Origin of the sequence: Luteolibacter flavescens (genome assembly GCF_025950085.1) — a bacterium.
In the GTDB taxonomy this organism is placed as follows: Bacteria; Verrucomicrobiota; Verrucomicrobiia; order Verrucomicrobiales; family Akkermansiaceae; genus Haloferula; species Haloferula flavescens.
Genome location: NZ_JAPDDS010000018.1, coordinates 66,733 through 90,564 on the forward strand (window position 1 = coordinate 66,733; position 23,832 = coordinate 90,564).

Annotated in this window: 19 protein-coding genes; 7 read left to right on the plus strand and 12 right to left on the minus strand. The window is 62.0% G+C overall.

The genetic code is table 11. The features are described from left to right. Positions 1 to 17: 17 nt before the first annotated feature. Positions 18 to 554, plus strand: coding sequence for a phosphatase domain-containing putative toxin (locus OKA04_RS22400; protein WP_264503456.1), 537 nt, complete (start codon positions 18 to 20; stop codon positions 552 to 554). Here the strand turns inward: OKA04_RS22400 and OKA04_RS22405 are convergent. Then, a complete protein-coding gene (locus tag OKA04_RS22405) occupies positions 524 to 1,948 on the minus strand; it encodes a Gfo/Idh/MocA family protein (RefSeq protein ID WP_264503457.1) in 1,425 nt (474 codons plus the stop codon). The genes OKA04_RS22400 and OKA04_RS22405 overlap by 31 nt on opposite strands. Beyond that, positions 1,945 to 2,877 carry a DUF6807 domain-containing protein gene (locus OKA04_RS22410; RefSeq protein ID WP_264503458.1) on the minus strand — a complete coding sequence of 311 codons (933 nt, stop codon included), beginning with the start codon at positions 2,875 to 2,877 and terminating at the stop codon, positions 1,945 to 1,947. Before OKA04_RS22410 ends, OKA04_RS22405 begins: the two co-directional genes overlap by 4 nt. Positions 2,878 to 2,961: 84 nt before the next feature. Between OKA04_RS22410 and OKA04_RS22415 the strand changes: the two genes are divergently transcribed. Both OKA04_RS22415 and OKA04_RS22420 read left to right on the plus strand, forming a co-directional pair. Next, the gene (locus OKA04_RS22415) at positions 2,962 to 3,510 is read left to right on the plus strand and encodes an RNA polymerase sigma factor (RefSeq protein ID WP_264503459.1); all 549 of its coding nucleotides are present in this window, start codon (positions 2,962 to 2,964) and stop codon (positions 3,508 to 3,510) included. Beyond that, positions 3,503 to 4,459, plus strand: a complete 957-nt coding sequence (locus OKA04_RS22420) for a hypothetical protein (RefSeq protein ID WP_264503460.1) — start codon at positions 3,503 to 3,505, stop codon at positions 4,457 to 4,459. The genes OKA04_RS22415 and OKA04_RS22420 overlap by 8 nt, the downstream gene beginning before the upstream one ends. Positions 4,460 to 4,475: 16 nt before the next feature. Here the strand turns inward: OKA04_RS22420 and OKA04_RS22425 are convergent, their stop codons facing one another. Next, complete coding sequence (locus OKA04_RS22425) at positions 4,476 to 4,907, minus strand: TA system VapC family ribonuclease toxin (RefSeq protein ID WP_264503461.1); 432 nt, start codon at positions 4,905 to 4,907, stop codon at positions 4,476 to 4,478. Further along, entirely contained in the window at positions 4,904 to 5,167 is a 264-nt protein-coding gene (locus OKA04_RS22430) for a type II toxin-antitoxin system HicB family antitoxin (RefSeq protein WP_264503462.1), read from the minus strand. Before OKA04_RS22430 ends, OKA04_RS22425 begins: the two co-directional genes overlap by 4 nt. A gap of 195 nt (positions 5,168 to 5,362) precedes the next feature. Between OKA04_RS22430 and OKA04_RS22435 the strand changes: the two genes are divergently transcribed. Then, complete coding sequence (locus tag OKA04_RS22435; RefSeq protein ID WP_264503463.1) at positions 5,363 to 5,575, plus strand: PEP-CTERM sorting domain-containing protein; 213 nt, start codon at positions 5,363 to 5,365, stop codon at positions 5,573 to 5,575. Between the two features lie 10 nt (positions 5,576 to 5,585). Here the strand turns inward: OKA04_RS22435 and OKA04_RS22440 are convergent, their stop codons facing one another. The 3 genes from OKA04_RS22440 to OKA04_RS22450 form a co-directional block, all read right to left on the minus strand. Continuing rightward, entirely contained in the window at positions 5,586 to 12,071 is a 6,486-nt protein-coding gene (locus OKA04_RS22440; RefSeq protein WP_264503464.1) for an nSTAND1 domain-containing NTPase, read from the minus strand. A 171-nt stretch (positions 12,072 to 12,242) separates the two neighbouring features. Further along, positions 12,243 to 12,641: a hypothetical protein gene (locus OKA04_RS22445; protein ID WP_264503465.1), complete on the minus strand. Its 399-nt coding sequence runs from the start codon at positions 12,639 to 12,641 to the stop codon at positions 12,243 to 12,245. Between the two features lie 88 nt (positions 12,642 to 12,729). Beyond that, positions 12,730 to 14,106: an SGNH/GDSL hydrolase family protein gene (locus OKA04_RS22450; protein WP_264503466.1), complete on the minus strand. Its 1,377-nt coding sequence runs from the start codon at positions 14,104 to 14,106 to the stop codon at positions 12,730 to 12,732. Between the two features lie 221 nt (positions 14,107 to 14,327). On the opposite strand from OKA04_RS22450, the gene OKA04_RS22455 reads away from it, so the two are divergent. The 3 genes from OKA04_RS22455 to OKA04_RS22465 all read left to right on the plus strand — a co-directional run bounded on the left by OKA04_RS22455 (position 14,328) and on the right by OKA04_RS22465 (position 17,082). Beyond that, positions 14,328 to 15,257 carry a thymidylate synthase gene (locus OKA04_RS22455; RefSeq protein ID WP_264503467.1) on the plus strand — a complete coding sequence of 310 codons (930 nt, stop codon included), beginning with the start codon at positions 14,328 to 14,330 and terminating at the stop codon, positions 15,255 to 15,257. An 84-nt stretch (positions 15,258 to 15,341) separates the two neighbouring features. Next, the gene (locus OKA04_RS22460; protein WP_264503468.1) at positions 15,342 to 16,193 is read left to right on the plus strand and encodes a hypothetical protein; all 852 of its coding nucleotides are present in this window, start codon (positions 15,342 to 15,344) and stop codon (positions 16,191 to 16,193) included. Further along, positions 16,141 to 17,082, plus strand: a complete 942-nt coding sequence (locus OKA04_RS22465; protein ID WP_264503469.1) for an alpha-glutamyl/putrescinyl thymine pyrophosphorylase clade 3 protein — start codon at positions 16,141 to 16,143, stop codon at positions 17,080 to 17,082. Before OKA04_RS22460 ends, OKA04_RS22465 begins: the two co-directional genes overlap by 53 nt. Position 17,083: 1 nt before the next feature. On the opposite strand, the gene OKA04_RS22470 is transcribed toward OKA04_RS22465, so the two are convergent. From OKA04_RS22470 to OKA04_RS22490, 5 genes are all read right to left on the minus strand, one after another. After that, positions 17,084 to 18,163: an ImmA/IrrE family metallo-endopeptidase gene (locus OKA04_RS22470; protein WP_264503470.1), complete on the minus strand. Its 1,080-nt coding sequence runs from the start codon at positions 18,161 to 18,163 to the stop codon at positions 17,084 to 17,086. Beyond that, entirely contained in the window at positions 18,156 to 18,485 is a 330-nt protein-coding gene (locus OKA04_RS22475) for a hypothetical protein (protein ID WP_264503471.1), read from the minus strand. Before OKA04_RS22475 ends, OKA04_RS22470 begins: the two co-directional genes overlap by 8 nt. 11 nt (positions 18,486 to 18,496) lie before the next feature. Continuing rightward, positions 18,497 to 21,769 (minus strand): ribonucleoside-diphosphate reductase subunit alpha, encoded by a 3,273-nt coding sequence (locus tag OKA04_RS22480; RefSeq protein WP_264503472.1) that lies wholly within the window; start codon positions 21,767 to 21,769, stop codon positions 18,497 to 18,499. A gap of 131 nt (positions 21,770 to 21,900) precedes the next feature. Continuing rightward, positions 21,901 to 22,293: a four helix bundle protein gene (locus tag OKA04_RS22485; RefSeq protein ID WP_264503473.1), complete on the minus strand. Its 393-nt coding sequence runs from the start codon at positions 22,291 to 22,293 to the stop codon at positions 21,901 to 21,903. Between the two features lie 63 nt (positions 22,294 to 22,356). Continuing rightward, complete coding sequence (locus tag OKA04_RS22490) at positions 22,357 to 23,445, minus strand: ribonucleotide-diphosphate reductase subunit beta (RefSeq protein WP_264503474.1); 1,089 nt, start codon at positions 23,443 to 23,445, stop codon at positions 22,357 to 22,359. Positions 23,446 to 23,832 lie beyond the last annotated feature (387 nt).

The following is a 23,832-nucleotide window of genomic DNA, read 5'->3' on the forward strand; positions in this document are numbered from 1 at the left end:
TGCCTAGATTTGCAGCCATGATTCGGAAAGCCCCGATTGCCCTGGCCGTGGCGCTGCTGCTCGCCTCATGCGCCGGCACGCCGAACCTGCACCGGGTGGATGAGAAGGTGTGGCGGTCCGGCCAGCCCGGGCGTTCGCATTTCCGCGACTTACAGAAGGAGGGGATCGGCGAGGTGCTGTGCCTGCGCCGCTGGCACTCGGACAAGGAAGAGGCGGGCAAAAGCCTGAAGCTCCATCACGTCCGCATGAGGGCCGGCGAGATCCGCGACGAGGACATCGTGGAGGCGCTGCGGATCATGGTGTCCGCGGAGAAGCCGCTGCTGGTCCACTGCTTCCACGGGGCGGACCGCACCGGGGTGGTCATCGCGATGTATCGCATGGTCGTGCAGGATTGGTCGCGGGAGCGGGCCATTGCCGAGCTGACTGACGAGGCCCACGGCCACCACGCCAAGGTCTTCCCGAATATCCGGGAATACCTTGAGACCGTGGACGTGGCGAGGATCCGGCGGGAAGTCTACCGGCCTCAGACCGGCAGCTCGAATCCCGTCCGGTAGCTGCCCTTCAGCAGGGCATTCGCCTTGTCCGCATGGGTGCCGGTGAATTTCTCGCCGCTCATGGCGAGGGAGGCTCCCAGGCGGATCTTCTGCTTGGCCAGGTCTACGTTGTTCGCCGCGAGGTGGGCGGCCATGCGCTCCACGGCCTCGGCGGCTGCGGCGTTTGAGAAGGCCTCCTTCACCTCGCCCGGCGAGGCGGGGGTGCCGAGGTCCCAGGAGATGTTCCCGATGTGGGCCAGCGCGGACGAGAGGTGGCCATTCTCGGCGGAGTGGCGCGCGTCCTGTTTCCCGGCGCGGATGGCGTCCACCCAGGTGCCGAAGTGCGAGCGCCCGCCCTGGAAGGACCGGAGCTGCTTACCCTCGGTGTCAAACATCTGGCACTTCCCGTCGTGGCCGCCGGAAAGCCAGCCGCCCTCGTACTCGATCAGGTTTCCCACCTGTTGGCCCTTGTAGGAGTCCATGCCCGATTTGAAATCCACGCCCTTTTTGGGCAAGCCGCGCACCTCGAAGACGATCGGCACGGGGTGGTAGCCGAGGAAGACGACCTGCGTGTTTGCCACGTCGCCATCGTCATCGTGGGCGAAGCGGCCGCCGCAGGACAGCACGGTCGGCGGCAATTCCTTCGGGTCGCCCAGCGCCCAGCGGCAGACGTCGAGCTGGTGTGGTCCCTGGTTGCCCAGGTCGCCGTTGCCATACGGGGACTGCCAGTGCCAGTCGTAGTGGAATTGCTTCCGGCGCGGCGGGTCGGTCGGGCGCGGGCCGCACCACAGGTCGTAGTTCACCTCGGCGGGCGGCTTCTGCGGGCCGTTCACCTTGCCGATGGACGGGCGGGGCTTGTAGCAAAAGCCGCGTGCGAGCTTCAGCTTGCCGAGATTCCCCTCTTTCAGCCACGCGAATGCCTCGGCCCAAGAGGTCTCCGAGCGGCGCTGGAAGCCGTGGTGGATGATCTTCCCATACTTCGCCTGCGCGTCGGCGAGCACGCGGCCTTCCCACACGTTGTGCGAGACGGGCTTCTCCACATAGACGTGCTTGCCATTCGCCGCGGCGGTCACGGCGATCAGCGCGTGGGTGTGGTTCGGCGTGGCGATCACCACGGCGTCGATGTCCTTCGCCTCGCACAGCTTGCGATAGTCCTCGTAGGTCGCGACCTTGACGTTCTGCTTCTCCAGCTTGTCCTTTCCTGCGGCCAGCACCTTCGCGTCGCAGTCGCAGAGCGCGACGAGGCGGACGCCCTTCGTCTTCAGGGCGTTGTCGATGTGGTTCATCCCCCGGCCCTTGAAGCCGATCACGGCCAGGCGCAGGTCCTCGTTCGCCCCTTGGGCGCGGGCCAGCGGTGAGAGCATCGACCACGTGCCGGCGAAGGCCGAGGTATGGAGGAAAAAGCGGCGGTTCATGGCGTCTGCGAGAAGTCGGTCCAGTGGTCGGCCAGCCTGGCGGATTCCAGGCTGCCGTGGTGGAGGACCACGCCATAACGGAATGTCATCGACTCGCCTTTCTTCAAGACATGATCGCCGAGGTGCTTGTCATCCTTCTTCTCGAAGTCGTGGATGCCGAAGGGATTTGCCGCCAGCAGGCCGTAGTCGCGGGCGTGCCACCAGGTGGGAAAGCGGAGATTCGACGGGTGGTCGAAGATCGCGAGCACCGCGGGCTCGTCCTTTTCATCCGGGCCGGTGAAGGCCACCCACTTCGAGCGCTTGCCCCAGCAGTCGTTGTCCTTCCGGCCCTCGGAGTCGGCGATGTGGCCCTTCGCCTGGGCGCCCTTCTGGCGCAGGGTGCGGTCCACGCGCAGGGCGAAGAAGCCCTCCTTCGTATCGCCGAATTTCGCGTCGCCATCCGCCGCGGTGAGCTTCGATGAGACGCCGATCAGCGTGGTCTTGTCGTCCAGCTTCTTGAAGGAATACGTGCGCTCCTCGGTCAGGTGGGTCTTGCCGCCCGCGGTCCACGCGAGGTCCACGGTGAAGGAGTCGTTCTTCATCCCGTGGACCTTCTTCGTCTCGATCCGCGGGTCCTTGCCGAATTGGAAGGCCCAGAAGTCGTGGCCGTTCACCTCGCCGTGGCTCATCCAGAAGGACCGGTGGTGCGGGTGGTCGCGCTCTTCTCCCTTCGCGCTGTCATCCATCGGCCAGCGGCGGCTCAGCGTCGCACCGGACTCGGACAGGAGCGGGTAGAGATAGGGCACCTTAGAGTCCGTGTGAAAGGCGGTGAAGGGCTTGCCATCCAGCTCCACCTGGACCGTTGTCGGTTCGGTGGTGGCCTTGATCGTGAATCCTTCGTCCGCGGACGCCGCGGCGGTGAAAAGCAGGGGCAGGATGAGGCGCTTCATTCCGGCAAGCTGGACAAGAGGCTGCGGGTGGGCGATGGAAAATTGCGGAATAACCTCCATGAGGCATTCTCCAAGAAACGTCTGATGTCGGAATTCGAACAACTCGTCGATGCCCATTACGAAGCGCTCTACCGCTTCGCGATGTCGCTATCGAAAAACGCGGACACCGCGGCTGACCTCGTCCAGCAGACCTTTTGCATCTGGGCCCAGAAGGGGCACCAGCTCAAGGAGCGGGACAAGGCGAAGACCTGGCTCTTCACCACCCTGCACCGCGAATTCCTCGCCCTCGCCCGCAAGGCGAAACGCTATACCGACGAGGAACTGACCGAGGCCGTGGCGGGCAGGATGTGCTCGGAGGAAGACGACACCGAGCGCCAGATGGACGGCCAGCGCGCGCTCGAGCTGCTGGGCGACCTTGACGAAACCTTCCGCGCACCGCTCGCACTGTTTTACCTGCAACAGCATAGTTACAAGGAGATCGCCGAGATCCTCGACGTGCCGATCGGCACGGTGATGTCCCGCATCTCACGGGCAAAGGACATGCTCCGCCGCCGGATGACCGCGGAGCCTTCCAGCGCTCCGAAAAACATTCTTCAACTGCAACCTGAGGCCCTGAGATCAAGCCATGGATAAGGAGGAAGCACGCTTTATCCTCCGTTGCTTCCGCCCCGATGGAGCGGACGCGGAGAACCCGGATTTCGCCGAGGCGCTGGCCTGGGCGGCGAAGGATCGCGAACTCGGCGAGTGGCTGGCCCGTGAGCGGGCGAGCGACGCCGGTTTCGCCACCGCGCTGAATGCGGTGACCATCCCGCCGATGCTGCGGGAGGAAATCCTCGTCGGCCTCGCCATGGAGCGCGGGGATGCGGCAGTGTATCCGGACAAGTTCGACGTCTCGGTCATCGGGGCGATGGCGGGCATCCAGCCGCCGCGTGCCCTGCGCGGGGAGATCCTTTCCGCCATGGAGCGCACCGCGGCCGAGCCGGTCAGGGCGCGCCGGTGGTGGAATTTCGGCCTGCCAGCCGCCGCGGCCGCGGGCATCGCGCTCGCCTTCATGGCCAGCCGGCCGGGTGGCGAAGTGGATGCCAACCTCGTGTCCGACGGGGTGCCGTACGTCGGCTCCGGAAACATCGTCCCGGTATCCGCCTCGCTGCCGATCAGCCGGGTGGAGGAGGGCTTCATCAAGACCTTCGAGACCTCGGGCCTGCGGCTCGACCTGAACAATCCGGACCATCACCTGCTCTTCGACCACATCAAGGCGGCCAAGCTGCCTTGCCCGAACCGCTGCCTGCCCGAGGGTCTGAAGAAGATCCCGGGACTCGGCTGCCGCGAGATCGAGATCGAGGGGAAAAAGGGCGCTCTGGTCTGCTTCCGCCAAGAGAATGACGAGGTCCACCTCATGGTCTTCAAGCGCTGCGATGTGAAGTGCAAGCTGTCCGCGGTCGGACAGCCGACCTTTGGCAAGCACGGCACCTGGACCGCCGCCCGCTGGAGCGACGATGACTGGGTCTTCGTCCTGATGGGCGAGAAGAACGCCGAGCGAAAGCAAAACGTCGATCGCAAGCGGCTGGAAGAGATGTTCTGACCGCGCCCCTGCGGAGTCACACCGGGATCACGTCCACCGCTTCCGATCCGCGGGCGACCAACCGCGTGGGTATGCCTGCGTCGAAAGTCGCAAAGCGGATCCCGTACTTCAGCGCCAGCGCCACTAGATACACGTCGGTCAGGCGCTGCGGCGTGAGTCCTGCAAGCGAGGTCAGGAGCGGATCGTCGAATGACAGGTCGCAGGGCAGGAAATGATGACCGCGGCGTGCGCGGTAGGCCTTCAGGTCGAGCAGGGCTTTCTCCGGCGAGCCCGGACCATGCGGGTAGGAGGGATGGCCGTAGATGCGGAGGAAGCCGCTTTCCGTGATCGGGCAGGTGGCGAGCCCCATCGTCGGACGCGCTGCCAGCCAGCGCCGTGCCGCTACGTGGTGCTCATGGCGCGGGTCGGCCAGCGCAATCAGCACCGGGACATCGGCGAGCCGGATCATATGCCCTGCTGGTCGCGCAACCGCTCGATGAAGGCGGCGGTCACCACCGTGGTGTCGCCCGGGATGCGGCGGAGCAGCGGGACGCCGAAGCTATCGATCTCGAAGTGCCGGTCGTGGGCCGTGCGCGCGGTGGTCCGCGAGGGCGAAAGTTCCTTCTCAAGGGCCTCCACCACCACCTCGGCCAGCGTAACGCCCTGCTCGGAGGCGCGGCAGTGCGCCCTCTGATGCAGGGAAGTAGGAAGATCGATCAGGGTTTTCATCCCGCGGGATACGCGGCGGCGGGAGGCAATCCGATCATTTCGTTTTCTGGAAAGTGGCATTCATGTGTGCGCTTGGTGCTGGTGTGGTACGGGCAGTGCTGCGATTTGCAGCTTGTTCCGCCCTTCAAAGCCTGCTATGCCACGCCCCGCTCTGGAGGTGATTCCCTTCACGGCTTTTCCGATCCCCCCGGTGCCATGAAGATCTCGAATGCCTGCCGCAGAGCCTTGGCCGCGGTGAATCTGCTCATCCTGTCCGTGGCCCATGCCACGCAGGGCCCCGGGATCGGCGACCCGATCCCCGAGGTGAAGGCGACCGCCGTGCCCGAGCCCTCGCCGCTCTTCCTGCTGGCCGGTGCGATGGCCGTGCTCCTGCTGCTGATGCGAAAGGGCGGGCCGCGCTCCCGCTGAGGAGCGGCTGTCAGTCTTCGATGCCGGGGAACTTGTCCGGGTCGGGAAGATCGTCAGGGTTGGAGAGATCGTCCGGATACGGAAGCTCGTCCATCCCGCTGTCCCCGTCCTCTTCGGGGATCTCGATGGCCTTCGGTGCGGCTTCTTCCGGCTCGGCTTCCCCGCGGCTGCGCTTTGCCACCGAGAGCAAGATCTGGGTGAGGTCATCGGGCCACTCAAGGGACTCGACGCTCTTTTCCTCACCCCACTCGGGGCTCAGGATGATGAGGTCCTGGAATGCCTCGTCGGCACGCTCGGTGCGGCCGGTCTGCTCGGCGGCGCAGACGAGCATGGCCGTGGCGGTCTGTGTCTGGTCCTCGGTGAAGGGGATCTTGAAGCCGTGCTCCAGCATGATGCCGGCTTCCTCCGGGTGCGCCGTGGTGAGCAGCAGCCAGGCGGAGTCGTAGGCGAAGTCCACATCGGCGGCGAAGCGCGCCTTGCCGCGGTTCAGCAGCTCGATCGCCGCAACATCCTGCATGTCCTCCAACACGCACTGGGCGGCATAGAGGTAGTCATTCGGGACGATCTCACCGCGTTCGCTGTCGATGAGCAGCAGCCATCGGGCGTAGGCAGCGGTGAAATCCCCCTGCGCCATGAAGGAGCGGGCCTCGATCCGCAGGCAGTCCGGGTGCGATGCCCCGGCGAGCCGCGCGTGATCGACCATCCGGGTCACGAGGTCCGCCGAGCCCGCGTCGTCCGCCAGCGCGAGCGCGCAGGTCACCAGTGCATCGCGGACGCGCTTCACGCCGAAGTCGGCGGTGGTTTCCTTCTGAAGAAGCAATTCGCCGAGGACGGTGAGATCTTCCACGCTGGCGTCGGGCGCGGCATGGAGCGTCGCGGCCATCCGGTCGATCTCATCGAGGAAGGCATTGGTTTCCTCGTAGCCCATCAGGGACTCCCAGCCATGCCAATCGCTCCCGGACTCGAGCGCTCCGAAGTCCGGCACCTCCGGCCACATGGCGAAGACCTCCGCCTTTTTCCCTTCTGCCCAGTAGGTGCGGGCCGTGGCGTATTCGCGGACGGGCCCCGGCAGGTCCTTCGCCATGCCCAGTGCTGCTACCAGTGCGGCGGGGTCGTTTGCCCGCAGGGCTGCCTGCATCGCGGCGATCGCGGCGGGGCCCTCGCCCGCCACCGCGGTCATCGTGCGGGCCACCTTTTCCGCCAGCGGCTCATCGGAAGGCATGGCCACCCATGCCGCCCGCAGCCATGGCGAGCCGAGCGCCTCCAGCGAACGCTCCACTGCCACCGGGCAGGCGGATGCGAGGCGCGAAGCGATGAGGAAATGCGCCTGCTCCAGCGTCAGGGCGGCATCGTCCGGGATCTTCCCGGCGAGGAATTCCGCGGCCTTCGTCACCTCGCCGCGGAGGGCCAGCGCCTCGGCATGGGCGATGGCGTGTTCAGGGGTATTCTCCGCGTCCCAGGTGGCCAAGGTGGATGCCACGTGGCCATCCAGCAGCGCCACGGCGGCGGGCTGGCGACCGAGTTCATCGTCGATCAGCTTGATCCGCCAGTCGCTCTGCTCGCCCTCATCGAGGGCCTTGCGCAGCGCTGCCAGCGTGGCGGGATCGAGTTTTTCCAGCGCGGCGAAATCGATGCCCGGGAATTCCTCAGGATCGCTTTCCGTCACCAGCGTCTTGCCAGCCCGGGAAATCCGGAGGACCTGCCAGGCGGCGCGCTTGAGTTCGGTGGTGGCGGCCGGGTCCCCGGCCAGCCGGTGAAGGTGGCCGATCTCAGGATCATTCGGCAGCGGGTCCTCGTGATTTTCCTCGTGGCCCGCCGGGGTTTCGCCGCGCAGCCAGGTGAAGAAGGCATCGTCGGATCGAGCGATGAGACCGCGGACATAGCTGCGGAACCACGGGTGATCCGTGCCGAGATCGGCGGCCCAGCGGGCGATGCGCTGGCTTTCCCCCTTGCCCAGCGTCAACCGCTGCCACACCGGCTCCCACGTGGCCGGGGTGCTGGCGCGGGGAGGGTGCGCGGCCAGCTTGGCCAGCAGGTCCTTCGCCCCGGGCAGCAGGGATTCCGCGGCGGCGGCATCCATCGACTTCGCGAGTTCGTGGCGTTTCGCGGACGGCATCGAGGCGAGCGCGCGTGACCCATCGGCGAAGCGTGTGCCCGCGACGGTCTCGGAAAACGCGCGCAAGGTGGCGAGCTGCGAGGCATCCAGTCCCCCCAGCCGGGCGAGCGGCACGAAGGCCTCGACCGCGCCGGTGAGTGCGAGCCCGACCATCCCGTCCCTTTCAGTGAAGCCGTGGCTGACATTCGCGGAGGGCAGGGTGAAACCGCCCACGAGCTGCCTGCCGGATCGCAGGGACCAGGCGTGCAGCAGGGTTCCGCGGTGGTAGGCGAGCCAGTCGCGGCTCGCGTCGTAGGCCCACATCGCCGGTGAGGTTGCCTGATCCCAGCTCTCGTCACGGGCACCGGACGCTTGCGCGAGCGGCAGCGTCATGACAGGTGAGAAATCGCGCGCATCGAACACGCGCACGGAGTCCACCGTCGCGACCGCCAGCAGGTCCCGCCCGGCGATGTGGTGCAGCGCACGGGCATCGACGACAGGCAGCGTGGCCACGCGGCGGAAGCCACCCTTGTCCACGTCAGCGATGATGACTTCCATGGCCCCCATCGCCGCCACCCGGTGGCGGTCGCCGAGGAAGCTCACGCCGCGGATTTCCGAGACCGGCTCGAGATCGGAGAGGATTTCCCCCGTGGTCGTGTCGCACACCACCATGCCCGCGGCGGAGTAACCACCGGAGCCGGCGCTGAATCCGGCCTGCACGGTGAAGGCTCCATCGGAGGGCAGGGCGACATCGGTGGTATACATCCAGCCGGGGTGCCGCTGGAGCGCGGTGACGTGGTCGCCTTCCTTCGTCCTCAGCCGCCAGTCGCGGCCGCGTGATTGAATGCGGTAGGTCGCGTTTTCCCCGGCGGTCATCCAGCCGGATTCGCCCTCGTCCCCGGCCTGCTCCGTCGCGGGAGGGAGCTGGTGGCCGAGCGGGGCGAGCACTTCGTAGATCGTCAGCTCACCCGATGCGGAGCCCACGGCCAGGCGGCTGCCGGATGAAGCCACGGCCTCGATCTTCGACCCGGCACGCACCGGCATGCGGGCCGCGCCTGCGCCGGAGATTTCCAGCAGCGATCCCGTGGCCAGCAGCGGCGGGGTGATGCCATCGGAGGCGGCATACATCCCTTTCCAGAAAGGCGAGTCCCAGGAGGACCACGGAAAGCGCTCCGCAAGCGCGGCGGGTGCCGCCCAGCCATCCTCCGCGGTCACGTCGCGCAGATGGGTGTCGAATTTCCCGGTATCCTCGCGGAACTCGACGATCGCGTGGCTGGGCTTCGTGAATTCATCGCCCGGGATGGCCGCAAGCATGCGCTCGCCGTCCGGGCTGAAGATCGCGAAGTCGAACTCCGGCTCGATCTTCTCGTGCCGTGTCGGCGCGTCCGGACGGATGGGCATTTCCAGGAATGCCCCGTCCGCGGCGACGGCGCGCAGCCGGGTGCGGTCGAGCTGGGCGGCGATGGGTGCCGCGGATGATTTCGGAAGGGCTTCCGACTCCCGCACGGTCTGGCCGGTGGTGGCGTCGATGATGCGCCAGGTGAAATGCGAGTCCGCGCCCGGGCTGCCCGGATCCGGATCCGCGGGATAGGCGAACAAGGCCCCGTCCGGCGACCACGCGAAGCAGGTGGCCGGAACCGGATGCGCCTTCGTCACGGGCAGCCGCGCGATTACCTGCATCGTTTCCCCATCGCAGAGGAAAGTATCGTCGGCAGCCTTGTAGCCGCGCTGGATGAGCACGTGCTTCCCGACGGGCGAGGTGGACAGCGTCAACGTGATCTCGCCCCAGTGCGGGGCCAGCATCGAGGAGATCGCCGGCTTTGCGAGGTCCCAGCGCAGCGTGGTATTGAAGCCCTCGGCGCTGGAGCTGGTGTCGGTGGCGGCGAAGAGCGTGTCGCGGTCCGCGCCAAAGGAAAGCATGCGCACCGGCTGCGGGTGCTTCAGCGTGATCTCCGGGAAATTCCATGCCGTGTGGCGCAGCGTCTCTAGGAGCAGGGCCTGGGCGTCCAGATTCGCAGGATCGCTCTCCAGCGAGGCGAGCAGGTAGGGCAGCGCTTCATCCGGCGCACCTGCAGCGACGCGTGCGGCCCCGGAGTCGAAGTCTGCCGCGGCGAGCGAGCGGCGCGTCTCGGCGGCGGAGGCATTCGCCTTGTCCTCGGCCACTTCCGCCTGCCGCTGCTTGTTCCGCGCCACCACGCCCAGCGCTCCGGCACCCACCGCGAGCACGGCGAAGACGGCGGTGGCTCCTTGGAAAATCCGCAGCTTTCTCCGCGCCCGGAGGCGGGAGAGTCGCACGAGTTCATTCTCGTCATCGCCCAGGCGGAAGACCCCGCTGGTGGCGACGCGCTCGGCCTCGGCGAGGCGGCCTTCCGTCAGAAAGAACCGCGGCGAGCGATTGCCATCCGTCCACAGCCGCGTCGAGTCCTCCAGCCTGCGGCGGGCGAGCAGCAGGTCCCGGTGGTCCTCGATCCACTGCCTCAGCACCGGCCAGTGCGTGATCAGCGCCTCGTGGGCGAGCGTGACGGTGGCGGTATCGTGCTCGCTGCCGGTGACGAGCAGCTTCGCCTCGATGAAGGCGGTGAGGAAAGCCGGAGCCCCCGGGTGAACCTCGCGCAGGTCCGCCAGCTTCGCGCGGCGGCGGGTGGCGGGCCCTTCATGCGCGGCATCCAGCGTGACCAGCTCGCCGAAGATCTGCTTCGCCGCCTCGCGCCGCGTCTCGGAAGGTAGCGCATCGTAGGTCTCCTGCGCGCGCCTCGCGATCGCCCCGGCGAGCCCGCCGAGCTCCTCGTAGGCGGCCCAGGCCAGCACGTTCTCGCGGCGGCGCTGGTAGAGCTCTTCCAGCGTGAATTCCAGCAGCGGCAGCGCATCGTGGGCGTCCGCGGCGTCCTGGTAGATCTGCTCGGAGAGATCGCGCCCGGTTTCCGGATGCCGCTCGAATTGCAATCCGGCGGCGAGCGCCGGGTAGCGGATGATCTGGTGCAGCTCCGGCAGCTCCGGCGGGCTGAGGATGTAGCCGCCGCCGTGGCGCACGAGCTGGAAGAGATCCCGGTGCTCCGGCACGCGCGGGAAGAACTCGCTGCGCATCGTGGCCACCACCCACACGCGGCGGGACATCGCCAGCGCGGCCAGCACCTGGAAATACGCGTCGCGCATCTCCGCGGTCACGTCACCGGCGGTGAAGATTTCCTCGAGCTGGTCGATAAGGATGAGCAGGTGCGCCGGCTTGCCCGCACGCACGCGGTCCAGCCCGGCGACGATGGCGGCGATGGCGAAGACGAGGTCCTCCGGCTTGGCAAGCATGCGCGCCAGCCGCGCGGTGTCCCACACGGGCTCGGCGGACTTTGGCGAGTGGGCAGATGCGGGCTGGGGCTTGTGGCCCTTCCGCTTTTTCTTCGAATGCGTTAGAGCGGGGTCGGAGGCAGCTTTCCCGGAAGTATCGCGCAGCTTCCCGAGGTCCGGGATGGCCTCGACGATCGCGCGGGCGAGCGTCTCCAGCGGCGGCGAATCGCCCTCCACCGGCAGCAGGCAGGTGCCGCACCACTCGCCCACGTCCGGCAGGTAGCCATCGGCGGTCAGGCGCGGCGCGAGGCCCGCGCGCATCAGCGAGGACTTCCCGTAGCCGGAGCCGCCGTAGATGAGCAGGAAGGCGTGGCCCGCGGCGTGGTTTTCCTTCAGCTTTGCCAGTGCCTCGGCGATCGGGCGGTTCCGGCCGAAGAAGAGCGGCGCATCCTCGAAGTCAAAGGTGCCCAGCCCCTTGAAGGGCGAGCCCTCCAGCGGCAGCGGCCGCACGGCATCCTCCGCCAGCCCGCTCTGCAGGCGGATGTGGCGCAGCAGCAGCTTCTCCAGGTGCTGCTCGAAGAGCGCCATGAATTCGTCCGTGGTCTCATACGGCGAGAAGGCGCGGCGGATCGTCTTGTCCTTGTTGAAGAAGAAGCGCTCGCAAAAGGCATCCAGCTTCTTCTTCTGCTCCCGCTTCGCCCCCGCGTCGCCGCCCGGCGGCGGGTCGCTCATGCGGCGATAGACCAGGATGTCCGGCTTCGCCTTCGCGTCCTTGCCATCTTTCCCCGCCGCCGCGCGCTCCTCGTAGGCCTCGGTGGCCTCCTCCAGCTCCCACTCCGTGCCGGAGTCGAAGCGCGTGCCGTCCTTGCGGTTGAATTGCGATGGCAGCGGCGAGCCGAGCCGCGACCACAGGATGCAGACGAAGAGATCGCAGTCCGACGGGCGGATCAGCTCCTCATTGAAATGCGCCGTCGCCCGCAGCGGCTCCTTTTCCCACAGCACCGGCTCCAGCCGGATGAAGTTCCAATAGCGCGCCTGCAATCGCTCCACGATCCTCCCGACGGCCTGGCGTTCATCGCGAACGTCGCCGGGAGAGCTGACAAAGAGCGTGAGGGTTTGCATCCCGCGGACAGTTAAAACCGCCGCGGCCCGGAATTCTAACTGGTAAATTCGGGAAATAATTCCACTTCCCCTCCCTGGGAGCGCGGAGCCACTGGCCCGCAGAAGCACCGAGACACCCCGCTACCTCTTCCGGCCCGCATCGCCGTCAAAAGCTCTACCCGCCCGCCCCCGTCACTCCAACTCGTCCTCGATGAAGGCGAGGACGATATCGACCAGCTCGTCCATGCCTTCGAAGAGTTCTTCCTCGATGGTGGAGAGGTATTCCTCCTCCGTCTCGCTGTAGTCGTGGCGGTCTTCCGGGCGGGTCTCGCACCACTGGCTGGCCTTCATGGGATCGACCAGGGTGGTGGCGCCGATGAGCTCGAAGGAATCGATCACGCGGCGGTGATTCACCGCGCTCTGCCAAAACCCGTGGAGGCCGTCCTCGCTCTCCAGCACCGGCACGGTCTCGTACACGTCCATCAGGGCGCGCTCCTCGCGGCTGAGGGTGCGCCCGGCGGATTCACCCTCCAGGCGATCCACCAGCACCTCGACTTCATCCGGCCATTCGATCGGTTCGTGGGAAAGCATCGCGCGGGGCTTAGAACGGGGACGCGAGCTTTGCCAAGCGAAACGACGCATTGGCCGCCATCACCGCCAGGAGGGGACGGGGGGATGGTCACTTCCCGACGGGCCGGATCTCGAAGCGGTGCGGGCGGGGCTGGTTGTTCTTGAAGATATCGTCCTCGATCGCCCGGGCGGCGGCCTCGGCTGCCTTCACCCGCTCTTCCATGCCGGGCAGCTTCTTCTCCGCGTCGGCCAGGCGCTGCTTCTCCGCTTCGTCGGCAGGATTCTTTTCCACCTGGGACTGGAGGAATTTCACCTGCTGGAAATTGACCCACTCGTTGCGGAGCGTCTTCACCGGGCCCTCGTTGCGCTGCTTGTTCAGCTCGGCGACGTGCGCGGCCTGTTGATACTGCGGGGTCTTCGCCAGGTCATGCAGGGGCAGGCCGGTCTGGAGCTCCTCCCGGGTCGCGCGGGTGACTTCCGCGCCGTCGATGGACACGGTGTAGGTGCCGGCAGGGAGGCCGGATACGGTCAAGGTCTGCCTGCCGAATTCCCCGCCGAGGTCCGTCAGGCGGACCCCGGGCTGGGCGTCCGCCGGCAGCACCCAGGGCAGGGCGCGCTCCAGGGAGGTGAAGGAAAGCCCGTCCGCCGTTCCCTCCAGCCCGGTGATCTCCGCGGCCTCCGCGGTGGAGGTCCACTGCTCCTCCTGCAGGCTGAATTTCATCTCCGAGACGATCCGCGGGAGACCCAGGTCCCCGATCATCGCGGCGGCCATGACCACCTGGCCCGGCGCGTCCGGATGCACCGAATCCTTGATCAGGGTGAATGCCGGGTCCTTCCGGCGCTCGCGGAGCGTGGTCTCATTCAGCGGCCCCCACATGTCCACAAATCCCAGGCCCCGCTCGCTCGCGGTGTCCCGCAGCCACGCGCCGTAGTAGGCGAGCGTGGAATTGTAAAAGGTGACCGCCTTCGGCCCCATGAAGCCCCCCGGCGGCTGCATCCGCTTCGCGCGGGCGTCGAACATCGTCGGCGTCATCAGCACCGCCGTGGCGCCGCAGGCGTCGATCTTTTCCAGCAGCCGGTCCATCTCCGTGCTGTAGCCGGTGAAGACGTCATCCAGGTATTCCGCATAGCGGCCGTCATTCATCCCCAGCAGCACGGTCACGTACTTCGGCTGGTAGGCGGCCACGTCCCGGTCGAAGCGGTGGAGGGCGTCCCAGGCGCGGGAGCCGCCCACGCCCGCATTGTGCAGCCGCAGCCTCATCCGGGGGAAGCGGGTGTAGAAGTAGTCCTCCACGTACTGGGTGTAGAGGCACTGGTGGGTGATGCTGTCGCCCAGGAAGACGATGGTGTCCCCATCGTGCAGGTCCAGCTTCGCCAGGGGCGCGCGAGGCACGTAGGCGGGGGCGGGCTCCTCCGCGGCGGCGCTGCCGGCCAGCGCCAGCGAAAGGGAAAGGGCGGCGGTCCAGGCTTTCAAGGGATGGCTCATGGGAATCCCTTCAACGGTTCAAGGACGGGAAACCTTGCGAGCGCGTGCGAGCTGAGACAAGACACCGTGGTACCGGGGCTATAGAGTAATGGGTAACATCATTATGAAATTCATCATCGACATCACATGTTTATCAGATTTGACTCTCGAAAACCTCCTCTCCTGTGTATCTTGTAGCGAAGACTTTAGATGATCTCCTCCAACGAGTTTATCCTCGAATATTGAAGAGTCCTTCTCACAGCGGTGCTTCCCGTGGTGACAATCGGGAAATAAGAGGAGCGCTTCTTAAGCTTACAAATCCTCGAGCAAGGCTCAGCCGTAGTGAAACCCGAGGGAAAATTTTCAGTGGATTGGGTGAGCTTGTCTGGTATCTCTCCGGGAGTAATCGTCTCGATGATATAACCCCTTATGTTGAGGAGTATAAAAATAATTCAGATGACGGACTAACGATATTTGGCGCGTATGGCCCTAGGCTTTTGACGAAAAAGGCTGCGGGACGACGACGCCCGATAAATCAGCTAACTAATATAATTGAGCTTCTGGATAAATATCCCGGATCTAGAAGAGCAGTGATTCAGCTCTTTGATGCAGCAGATCTCCTGCCACCGAGAAAGAAGGAGATTCCTTGTACCTGTACGCTTCAGTTCATGGTGAGAGGTAACAAGCTCGATATGCACGCACACATGCGGTCTAACGATGCCTTTTGGGGGTTGCCTCACGATATATTTTGCTTTACGATGTTACAAGAGATTGTAGCAAGGTCTCTCGGCAAAGATCTTGGAAATTATATTCACTCGGTCGGAAGTCTCCATATTTATGAGAAATTTGAAGCTAGAGCCAAAGCCTATCTTCAAGAAGGTTGGCAATCGACAAGGGCGATGCCAGATATGCCCAAGGAGAATCCTTGGGATTCAATTTCAAAATTACTTCAAATTGAATCTCAGGCTCGCGGGATTGCAAGTGACGATCATGATCATAAAAGTCTACCTGACTACTGGGCTGACCTCGCTAGGTTAATTCAAATTTTTCATGTTAAGGATGATAGCGCTAAAGTTGCCTTGATTAAAGCTCGGATGTCAAATAGATTTTATTCTGCTTATATAAGCCGGCGCACCCCCGCAAACATGAAAAAAATCGTGTCCGATGTGTAGATTTAAGTTAACGGAAAGTAGGCATTTTCGCTTGACTTGGCCTAGATAAAAATTATGATTATTTGACCGGTCATTATTCATATCATGAAATCTCTCATTGAGCAGCTACTCGCCAGAATTTATTCAGAGGATCTCAAGAGGATCAGTGTAATGGATTGGGCTTGCCCTGTGCACACCTTTGGGGATCTAAATAATGCCTCTATCGCGACAGTTGGTCTTAATCCGAGTAATAGAGAATTCGTTGACGCTGCAGGGTCCGAGTTGGCGGGTTCTGTTAGACGATTTCCTACCTTGCAGTCTCTAAATCTCTCAAATTGGAAAGAAGCAAGCGATACAGACATCGCAAAAATCGAGGCGGCTTGCGTAAACTATTTTTCCTCAAATCCATATGATTTGTGGTTTAAGAAATTGAATGAATTAATTAGAGGGACAGGTCTATCTTATTATGAGTGGGATGGTGGTGGAGCTTGTCATCTCGACCTCTCACCCTACGCCACTGGCCGAAAATGGACCGCACTAACTCCGAAGGAAAAATCTTCGTTATTAGCTGTTTCGGGGGATTTTCTCGGAATAATCTTGCGTGACTCCAATGTGGAAGCGCTGGTGCTTAATGGTGTCTCCGTGGTAAAAAACTTCGAAATCCTGTCTGGAAAACCTCTAACAACTAGCTTGAGACCGGAATGGTCACTTCCTCGCGTAACTGGTAAGCCGGTGGATGGATACTCCTACACGGGAGTTATCGAGCATCTCGCAGGAATCGATTTAGGCAGGTCGATCAAAGTATATGGGTATAATCATAATATTCAGAGCAGCTATGGAATTACCAAATCTGTGATTAATTCAATTAGAACTTGGCTCGCCCTTTCAATCGACATTCAAGATCATGAAACCCAAAGATGCGACACTAGCAGGCGCGCTTTTGAACTCGTTGGATGAATTTGAGAAATCTCACCATTCTCTTCCTGGAATTTCCTCAAAGGTGGCGAGGTGGGCGTGGGTTGAGCAACTGGTTGAAAGTGTTAGGAGAGACCGTTACATCGCACAACTCGTAGGTAATCAGCAAAAGCCTATTGTCGCGGATCCAAATAGCATCGCTTTCGACCCTATCAAAGCGGGAATCTATTATAATCAACAAGGAGTCTTTGAAGAGGCCTGCTGGCTAATATTCTTATCAGTTCATTTTGGGAAAAATCGCCGAACTGGATGGCGATTGGTTCGTGATGTCTACGGGAGACTTGGGCAAGGAAATTGGTGGACATGGGATCGAATTACCAACTATTCAGAAGATTTCATTCAATGGCTCTCAGCTAATATGAATATATTAAAAGGCGCTGATGGAGTCCCTCGTTACTTCGGAAATCACCGCAAGTATCAGAGCCTTTCAGCTACAAGTCAGACAGGCACGGGAGCTTCAATACACAGCTATATTGAATGGGTTCAGAATGATGGAACTCATCGGGAGCTAATCGATAGATACATAGAAAAAAACGATGGCGATCCCCGGAAGGTGTTTTCAGCTTTGTATAAAGCGATGACCGTCAGTTCTTTCGGTCGAATGGCCAAATTTGACTACTTGGCTCAGATGGGACGCACCCAGCTATTTCCTATCGAGCCGAACTCTCCATATTTCGAGGGCGCTACGGGTCCGTTGAAAGCCGCGAAGCTTCTCTTGGCTGGCAATTCCGAAGCGAAAATTTCTTGGAAAGAAGCTGAAGATAAAATCATCGCTCTCGAATCCTACTTGGAAGTAGGAATGCAGGCGATGGAAGATTCGCTGTGCAACTGGCAAAAATCTCCAATGAAGTTTAAACCATTTCGAGGATAAGCTATTCCCATGAATATCTAACCTTAAGTCGATTCATGACATTCTGAGGAATAATTTTGGCGTGCTGAAGTTGACCAACTACAATTCCTGGTGAAATCTGCAATTTCTTCGCAAATTCTAGAACAAGAAAAGGGTCGGACCCCAGTTTCCGAAATTCACCTTTGAATTTTTCGGGTATTACAGTGTTGGCGGCGAAGGTATTCGCCTCACTCTCATATTGGGATTGCTCATCGATACCTTCGATGAAAACTCCCTTATTTCCGTGTAGTAATAAGTGCCCAAGTTCATGGAAAAAGGTGAACCAAAAATGGTCGTCGGATAGATACCTAAAGCTTAAGCACACTACCGCTTTTTCTGGCGAAAGAAAAAATGTAGCTCCGCTGGCCCTGCAGCCCTTTGGAGCGGGAATGATAGAAACCGCGACACCGCAGGAGGAACAAATCTTCTTTAGTGAAGATATGAATTTCGTGGGTGATTTAACGCGAGACAATTTTTTAAGGTCACTCATTTGAGCGACCAGAGCATCCGGGTCCCAGCTATTGCACTCTTCTTGAGAAGCCTCGACTTCGCTCTTTCTAAGCCAGACGGAGGTTGCTCCCACAGAGGCTGCAAATGTTGATGATGTCCTGAACGCTGCGCATTTGGAAAGATGTTGATACCGCTCCTTCCAGGCACTCGGGCTAGGCAGGCCGAAAAAATTGAGTAACTCATCAACCTGAGAGCCAGCAGAAGGCCTTCTTTTTAGCCATCCCCATGCGGTCATTTCACTTATGGGTAATTCTCTCAACCAAAGATCACACGCATCCTCATTACGAGCGTCAGCCAGACGATAGAGATGACCTCGATATTTCTTTTCTCGTTCCAGCCAGAATTGCTCGCTGGCCCCCAAAAATGAGGCGAGGAGCTTCGCAGTGGTTTCTGTTATGTGCGCGATTCCCTTGAGGAGATCATCCGTTTTCGCCAGTGACTGATTAAGGTTTTTGGCGAGTTCAGATTTGGATATTTTTCTTTCTTTTATGGCATCGCGGATGGTCTCTCCTGGATGTGAAATCCATTGTGGAGAGTAGGAAGACTTAGTCATGCTTTTCTCCTATGGTGAGGATTTTCAGACTTGAAACTTTTTCCCAGTCGATGTCCCCGGATTTCATTCGAGGAACTTTAGGATGATTTACTTCGGCGAAGAGATAGGTCCCATTCGCGATGTGAACTTGGAGGCGACCTCTTCCACCATTGTCGATGACTGTGGGGCCGCCAACGAACAAGTCGTCAATTTTGTAGGCAGATTCCAAGTCAGCTAGACGGTGCTGTAGCTGATCAGCAACTTCATCACCCAAGTCCTTAACCGCTCTGCGAGGGTCCTCGCAGAGCGTGCGGATCTTGGGGGTTGAGAAGGCTACCTCCACGTCTGGGCATTTCACTGGCAAGCCTCGCAGGTCCCGCCGTTCATCATGGCTTCGAGGGAGCAGGCGTTCTTTTCTTCGGCGGTGAAGGATTTGCCGGTGGTGGAGGCGGCCATGCCGCCGCGGACTTCCTTCTTCACGTCGATGGTGGCCTTTTCGATGTTCGAGGCCTGGAGGGTGCGGAGGTAGTAGGTGGTCTTGAGGCCCTTGTCCCAGGCGCGGCGATACATGTGGGAGAGCGTCTTCATGTCCGGGGTGGCCAGGAAGAGGTTCACGCTCTGGCTCTGGTCGATCCACTTCTGGCGGCGGGCGGCGGCGTCCACGATGTATTCGTGGCCGATGCCGAAGACGGTCTTGTGCTTGTGCTTGAGGGCTTCGGGGATGTCGTCGATGGAGTCGAGTTCGCCGTCGAAGTACTTGAGCTGGTCGAGCATTTCCTGGTTCCAGAGGCCGGCCTTCTTGAGGTCCTTCACGAGCTCGGCATTCAGGACGATGAAGTCGCCGCTGAGATTGCTCTTCACGTAGAGGTTCTTGTAGTTCGGCTCGATGCAGGGCGTGGTGCCGGTAATGTTCGAGATGGTGGCGGTGGGGGCGATGGCGAGGACGTTGGAGTTCCGCATGCCGTTCTTGCCGATCTTTTCGCGGACGACGGACCAGTCCATCTTGCCGCCGCGGGGGACGTCGATCTTGCGGCCGCGCTCGTCCTCGAGGAGATCGACGGTGTCCTGCGGGAGGAGTCCGCGGTCCCACTTGGAGCCCTTGTAGCTGGAGTAGGTGCCGCGTTCGCCGGCGAGATCGCTGGAAGCGCCGTAGGCGTAGTAGGCGATGGCTTCCATGAACTCGTCATTGAACTCGACGGCGGCGTCGGACGCGAAGGAGAGGCCGCGCTTGTAGAGGGCATTCTGCAGGCCCATGACGCCGAGGCCGATGGGGCGGTGGCGGCTATTGGCGGTGAGGGCGGCCTGGGTGGGGTAGAAGTTGATGTCGATGACGTTGTCCAAGGCGCGGATGGCGACGGTGATGGTCTCCTTCAGCATCTCGTGGTCGAGGGCGCCGTCGCGGGTGACGTGGGTGTCGAGGATGACGGAGCCGAGATTGCAGACAGCGGTCTCTTCGTCGGAGGTATTCAGGGTGATCTCCGTGCAAAGGTTCGACGAGTGGATGACGCCGGCGTGGTCCTGCGGGGAGCGGACATTGCAGGGGTCCTTGAAGGTGATCCAGGGGTGGCCGGTCTCGAAGAGCATCTTGAGCATGCCCTTCCAGAGCTCGATGGCGGGGAACTGGCGGGACCAGATCTTGCCCTCGGCGGCGAGGGCTTCGTACTGGGTGTAGCGGAGCTCGAAGGCCTTGCCGTAGAGGTCGTGGAGGTCCGGGACCTCATTTGAGCGGAAGAGGGTCCACTGGCCGCGGTCTTCCATGCGCTTCATGAAGAGGTCCGGGATCCAGTTCGCGGTATTCATGTCGTGGCAGCGGCGGCGCTCGTCGCCGGTGTTTTTCCGCAGCTCGAGGAAGTCCTCGATGTCGTTGTGCCACGTTTCCAGATAGGCGCAGCCGGAGCCGCGGCGCTTGCCGCCCTGATTCACGGCGACGAGCTGATCATTGTGGAGCTTGAGGAAGGGGATGATGCCCTGGGACTCGCCATTGGTGCCCTGGATGTAGCCGCCGGTGCCGCGAACGGAGGTCCAGGAGCCGCCGAGGCCGCCGGCCCACTTCGAGAGGAAGGCATTTTCCGCGATGCCGCGGATCATGATGCTCTCGATGGAGTCGTCCACCTTGTAGAGGTAGCAGGAGGAGAGCTGGCTGTGGAGGGTGCCGCTGTTGAAGAGGGTGGGGGTGGAGGAGCAGAAGCGGCGGCCCTTGTAGAGATTGTAGAGGCGGACGACCCAGCTCTCGCGGTCTTTTTCCTCCTTCTTGAAGAGGCCCATGGCGACGCGCATCCAGAAGAACTGGGGCGTCTCCAGGCGGCGAGGCTTGCTGCCGGTCTTGTCGACGATGAGGTAGCGGTCGTACATCGTCTGGATGCCGAGGTAGTCGAAATCCAGGTCAGCGGTGGGGTCGAGGGCCTCGGCGAGCTTGTCGAGGTCGTAGGTGTCGAGGAGCTCCGGGTGGAGGCGCTTGATGGCGACGCCGTGCTTCAGGTAGCTCTTGAAGGCGGTCTGGTGGGCGGAGCGGAGTTTTTCGATGCCGTCCTTCTGGATGCTCCAGTCGAGGACTTCCTCGTAGATGTAGGAGAGGAGGATGCGGCCGGCGAATTTCGCGAAGTCGGCGTCCTTTTCGATGAGGGCCTTGGCATTGAGGATGATGGTGGCCTTGAGGTCCTTTTCGGAGATCTCGGAGCCGACGGAGCGGCGGAGCTCGCGCTCGATCTCGGCCTCGGGGAGGCAGAGGTCCAGGCCGATGGAGGCGTAGGCGATGCGCTTCTTCAGCTCGGTGCCGTCCCAGAAGGCGGCGCGGCCATCGTCGGTGGTGACGGTGACCATGAACTCCTGGTTCGGGTCATCGGCGCTTTCTTCCTGCTCGATGCGGAGGCGTGCGCGCTGGGCGCGATAGAGGATGTAGTGCTCGGCGGCCTTGAAGCGGCCCTGGCGCATGAGTTCTTCCTGGACCATGTCCTGCACGTCCTCGATGTGGACGAAGGATTGGTCGCCGCGGCGGATGCGGTCGGTGACGGCCTTGGCGATGTCGACGGCGGCCTCGGGGTTTTCCTTGATGGTGAGGAAGGCCTTGCGGACGGCGATCTCGATCTTCGTCTCGGACCATGGGACCACATTGCCGCTGCGGCGGATGAGGCGCACGGGCAGGGCGTGGGGGCTGGAGTGGACGTCCACGGTGCCGGTCTTTTCCATGGAGCGGCGGAAGGCGAGGGACTTCGCGACGTCGTAGGCCTCGTTTTCGAGGAGGGCCTTTTCGATGAGGAGGTAGAGGTCTGCCTCGGACAGGCGGAGGCGGCCGCCGTCGTCGAGGGACTTCATGAGGGAATTCGCGACCGAGTGGGCGACGTCCGCGACGAACTTGCGGTTCACGTCGGAGAAGATGGACTTCTCGTCGGCCTGGCGGGAGATGAGGAGGTCGGCGAGGGATTCACCGATGGCGTCGGCCACGTCTTCCAGCGAGAAGTGGGTGTCCTCTTCGCCGCGGGTCACGATGATGTCGGTGATCGGCTTGCGGCGTTCCTGTGGCAGCACCTCGCGCCAGGAGAAGGCACGGTCGGTGGCCGGGATGGTGAAGCGGTCGGTGATGACTTGCTTCAGGAGAAGGTCTTCGTCGGGATTAACGGCGCGGTACATGGCGAGCTAAAGGGTGCGGGAGCGTGTTAAGAGAAGGGAAGCGGGAGGGTTTTGCGGGAGCGGGAAGGTCTTGTGCCGGGTGATCGGTGATCGGTGATCGGTGGAAGAAGTGAGAGGGCGGAGCGCGAGGGTCAGGAGTTGCCGGAGGTGTTCTTCAGGCGGCGCAGCAGGGAATTGATGAGGGCCTGGAGCATCTTGGAGATGGTCCGTGTCTCGGAGATCATTTCGCGGGAGCCTTCCAGTGGGGTGGCCCCGAGGCGTTGGCGGATGCGCTCGGCGACATACAGCTGAGTGCGGAGTTCACCGCAGGAGCCCTTGCTGATGCGCAGGAAGCGGATGAAGTCGGCGGTACTGTCACGCTCCGCGCCCTCGGCGATGTTTGACGGGATGGAAAGGGAAGAGCGCTCCATCTGGCTGCGAAGGGCGAATTCCTTCGATTGCGCGAGTGCGACATGCACGTCCACGGCGAGATTGCAGCCGCGCTTCCACACGTCCAGATCCTCAAAGGTTTCGATCTCACTCATGGTTTCTTCACTCTTTTGTCTTTCCACCGATCACTGATCACCGATCACCCGGCACAAAAGCCCTCACAGCTCGTCGTCGTCGACGGTGGCGAGGGCGGAGGCCTTCTGGTATTCCGTGACGCGGCCTTCGAAGAAGTTGGTCTCCTTCTTGATGTCCATCATCTCGGCGAGCCAGGGGAAGGGGTTGGTGGCGGTCTCGTTGAGCGGGGCGAGGCCGCAGGAGGCGAGGCGGCGGTCGGCGATGTAGTCGATGTATTGCTCGAAGTCGCCGGAGTTCAGGCCGAGGCCGGCGACGGGGAGGCAGTCGCGGATGAACTGCTTCTCGAGGGTGATGCCTTCCTTCATGGTGGCGCGGAGGTCCTCGCGGAAGTCCTCGGTCCAGATGTCGGGGTTCTCATCGACGAGGTCCATGAGCAGGTTGCGGAAGACCTCGATGTGATTGCTCTCGTCGCGCAGGGTGTAGCGGAACATGGAGCCGATGCCCGGGAACTTGTTCTGACGGTAGAGGCTGAGGATCATGCCGAAGAGGCCGTAGAACTGGGTGCCTTCCATGACCTGGCCGAACATGAAGATGTTCTTCGCGAGCGCCTGCTTGTTTGCGGTGACGGTAAGGTCGATATCGCGGCGGAGGGCGCGGCTGTTCGAGACGACGAAGTGGTTCTTCGCGGTGATGGAGGGCACGTCCTCGAACATGGCCTCGCACTCGTGGGGATTCAGCCCCAGCGAGGAGAGCATGTACACCAGCGAGTCCGCGTGGATGTTTTCCTCATGCGCGTGGCGGCCCAGCACGAGCTTCAGCTCCGGGGCGGTGACGACCTCGCGGACGACATGGAGGACATTGTCCCCCACGATGCCCTCGGCAGCGGAGAAGTAGCCGATGCCCATCTTGATGATCCACCGCTCCACGTCGGTGATCTCGTCGGAGCGCCATTGCTCGACATCCTTTTGCATGGTGATGTCCTCGGGCTCCCAGTGGTTGTTCTTCATCGTCTTGTACAGGTCGTACGCCCACTGGTATTTCAGCGGGAGGATGTTGAAGAACATGGTGTCGCGGCCATTGATGACCTTCTTGGCGGCGAAGGCCTGCTCGGCCTTTTCGCGATCGAGGACGAAGGTGCGGTTGCCGAGGGTGATCGTGGTGGTGGCGGACATCTGTGTGGGAAGGGCGGCTTTCGCGAGGTTTGCAGGTGATTTTCAGGGACTTCCGGCGGGCCGGGCGGCGCGTGCGAGCGGCGTAAATGTTTATGGAGAGCCCCTGCTTACCTCAAGCCGATTCTGTCCATATGGTATCCACAAATTATTCACAATACCACATGTGGTATGGCGATGGTTCCGGCGCGAACTTGACAATCGCCCCGAAATCCCTAAACGCCCGGAAAATGTGGGGGTCGTGAAAGAGGGGTGCATTTCGCTCCGGGGCCCCCTAGGGGCATGAAAATTTTCGCCCGAAAACGCCTGCTGAAACTTTTTAAAAATCCGGAAGGGCGACGCAAAATTTTAGCCGCGGTAAGGTGAATGCCGCTCATGGAATTCACCCCG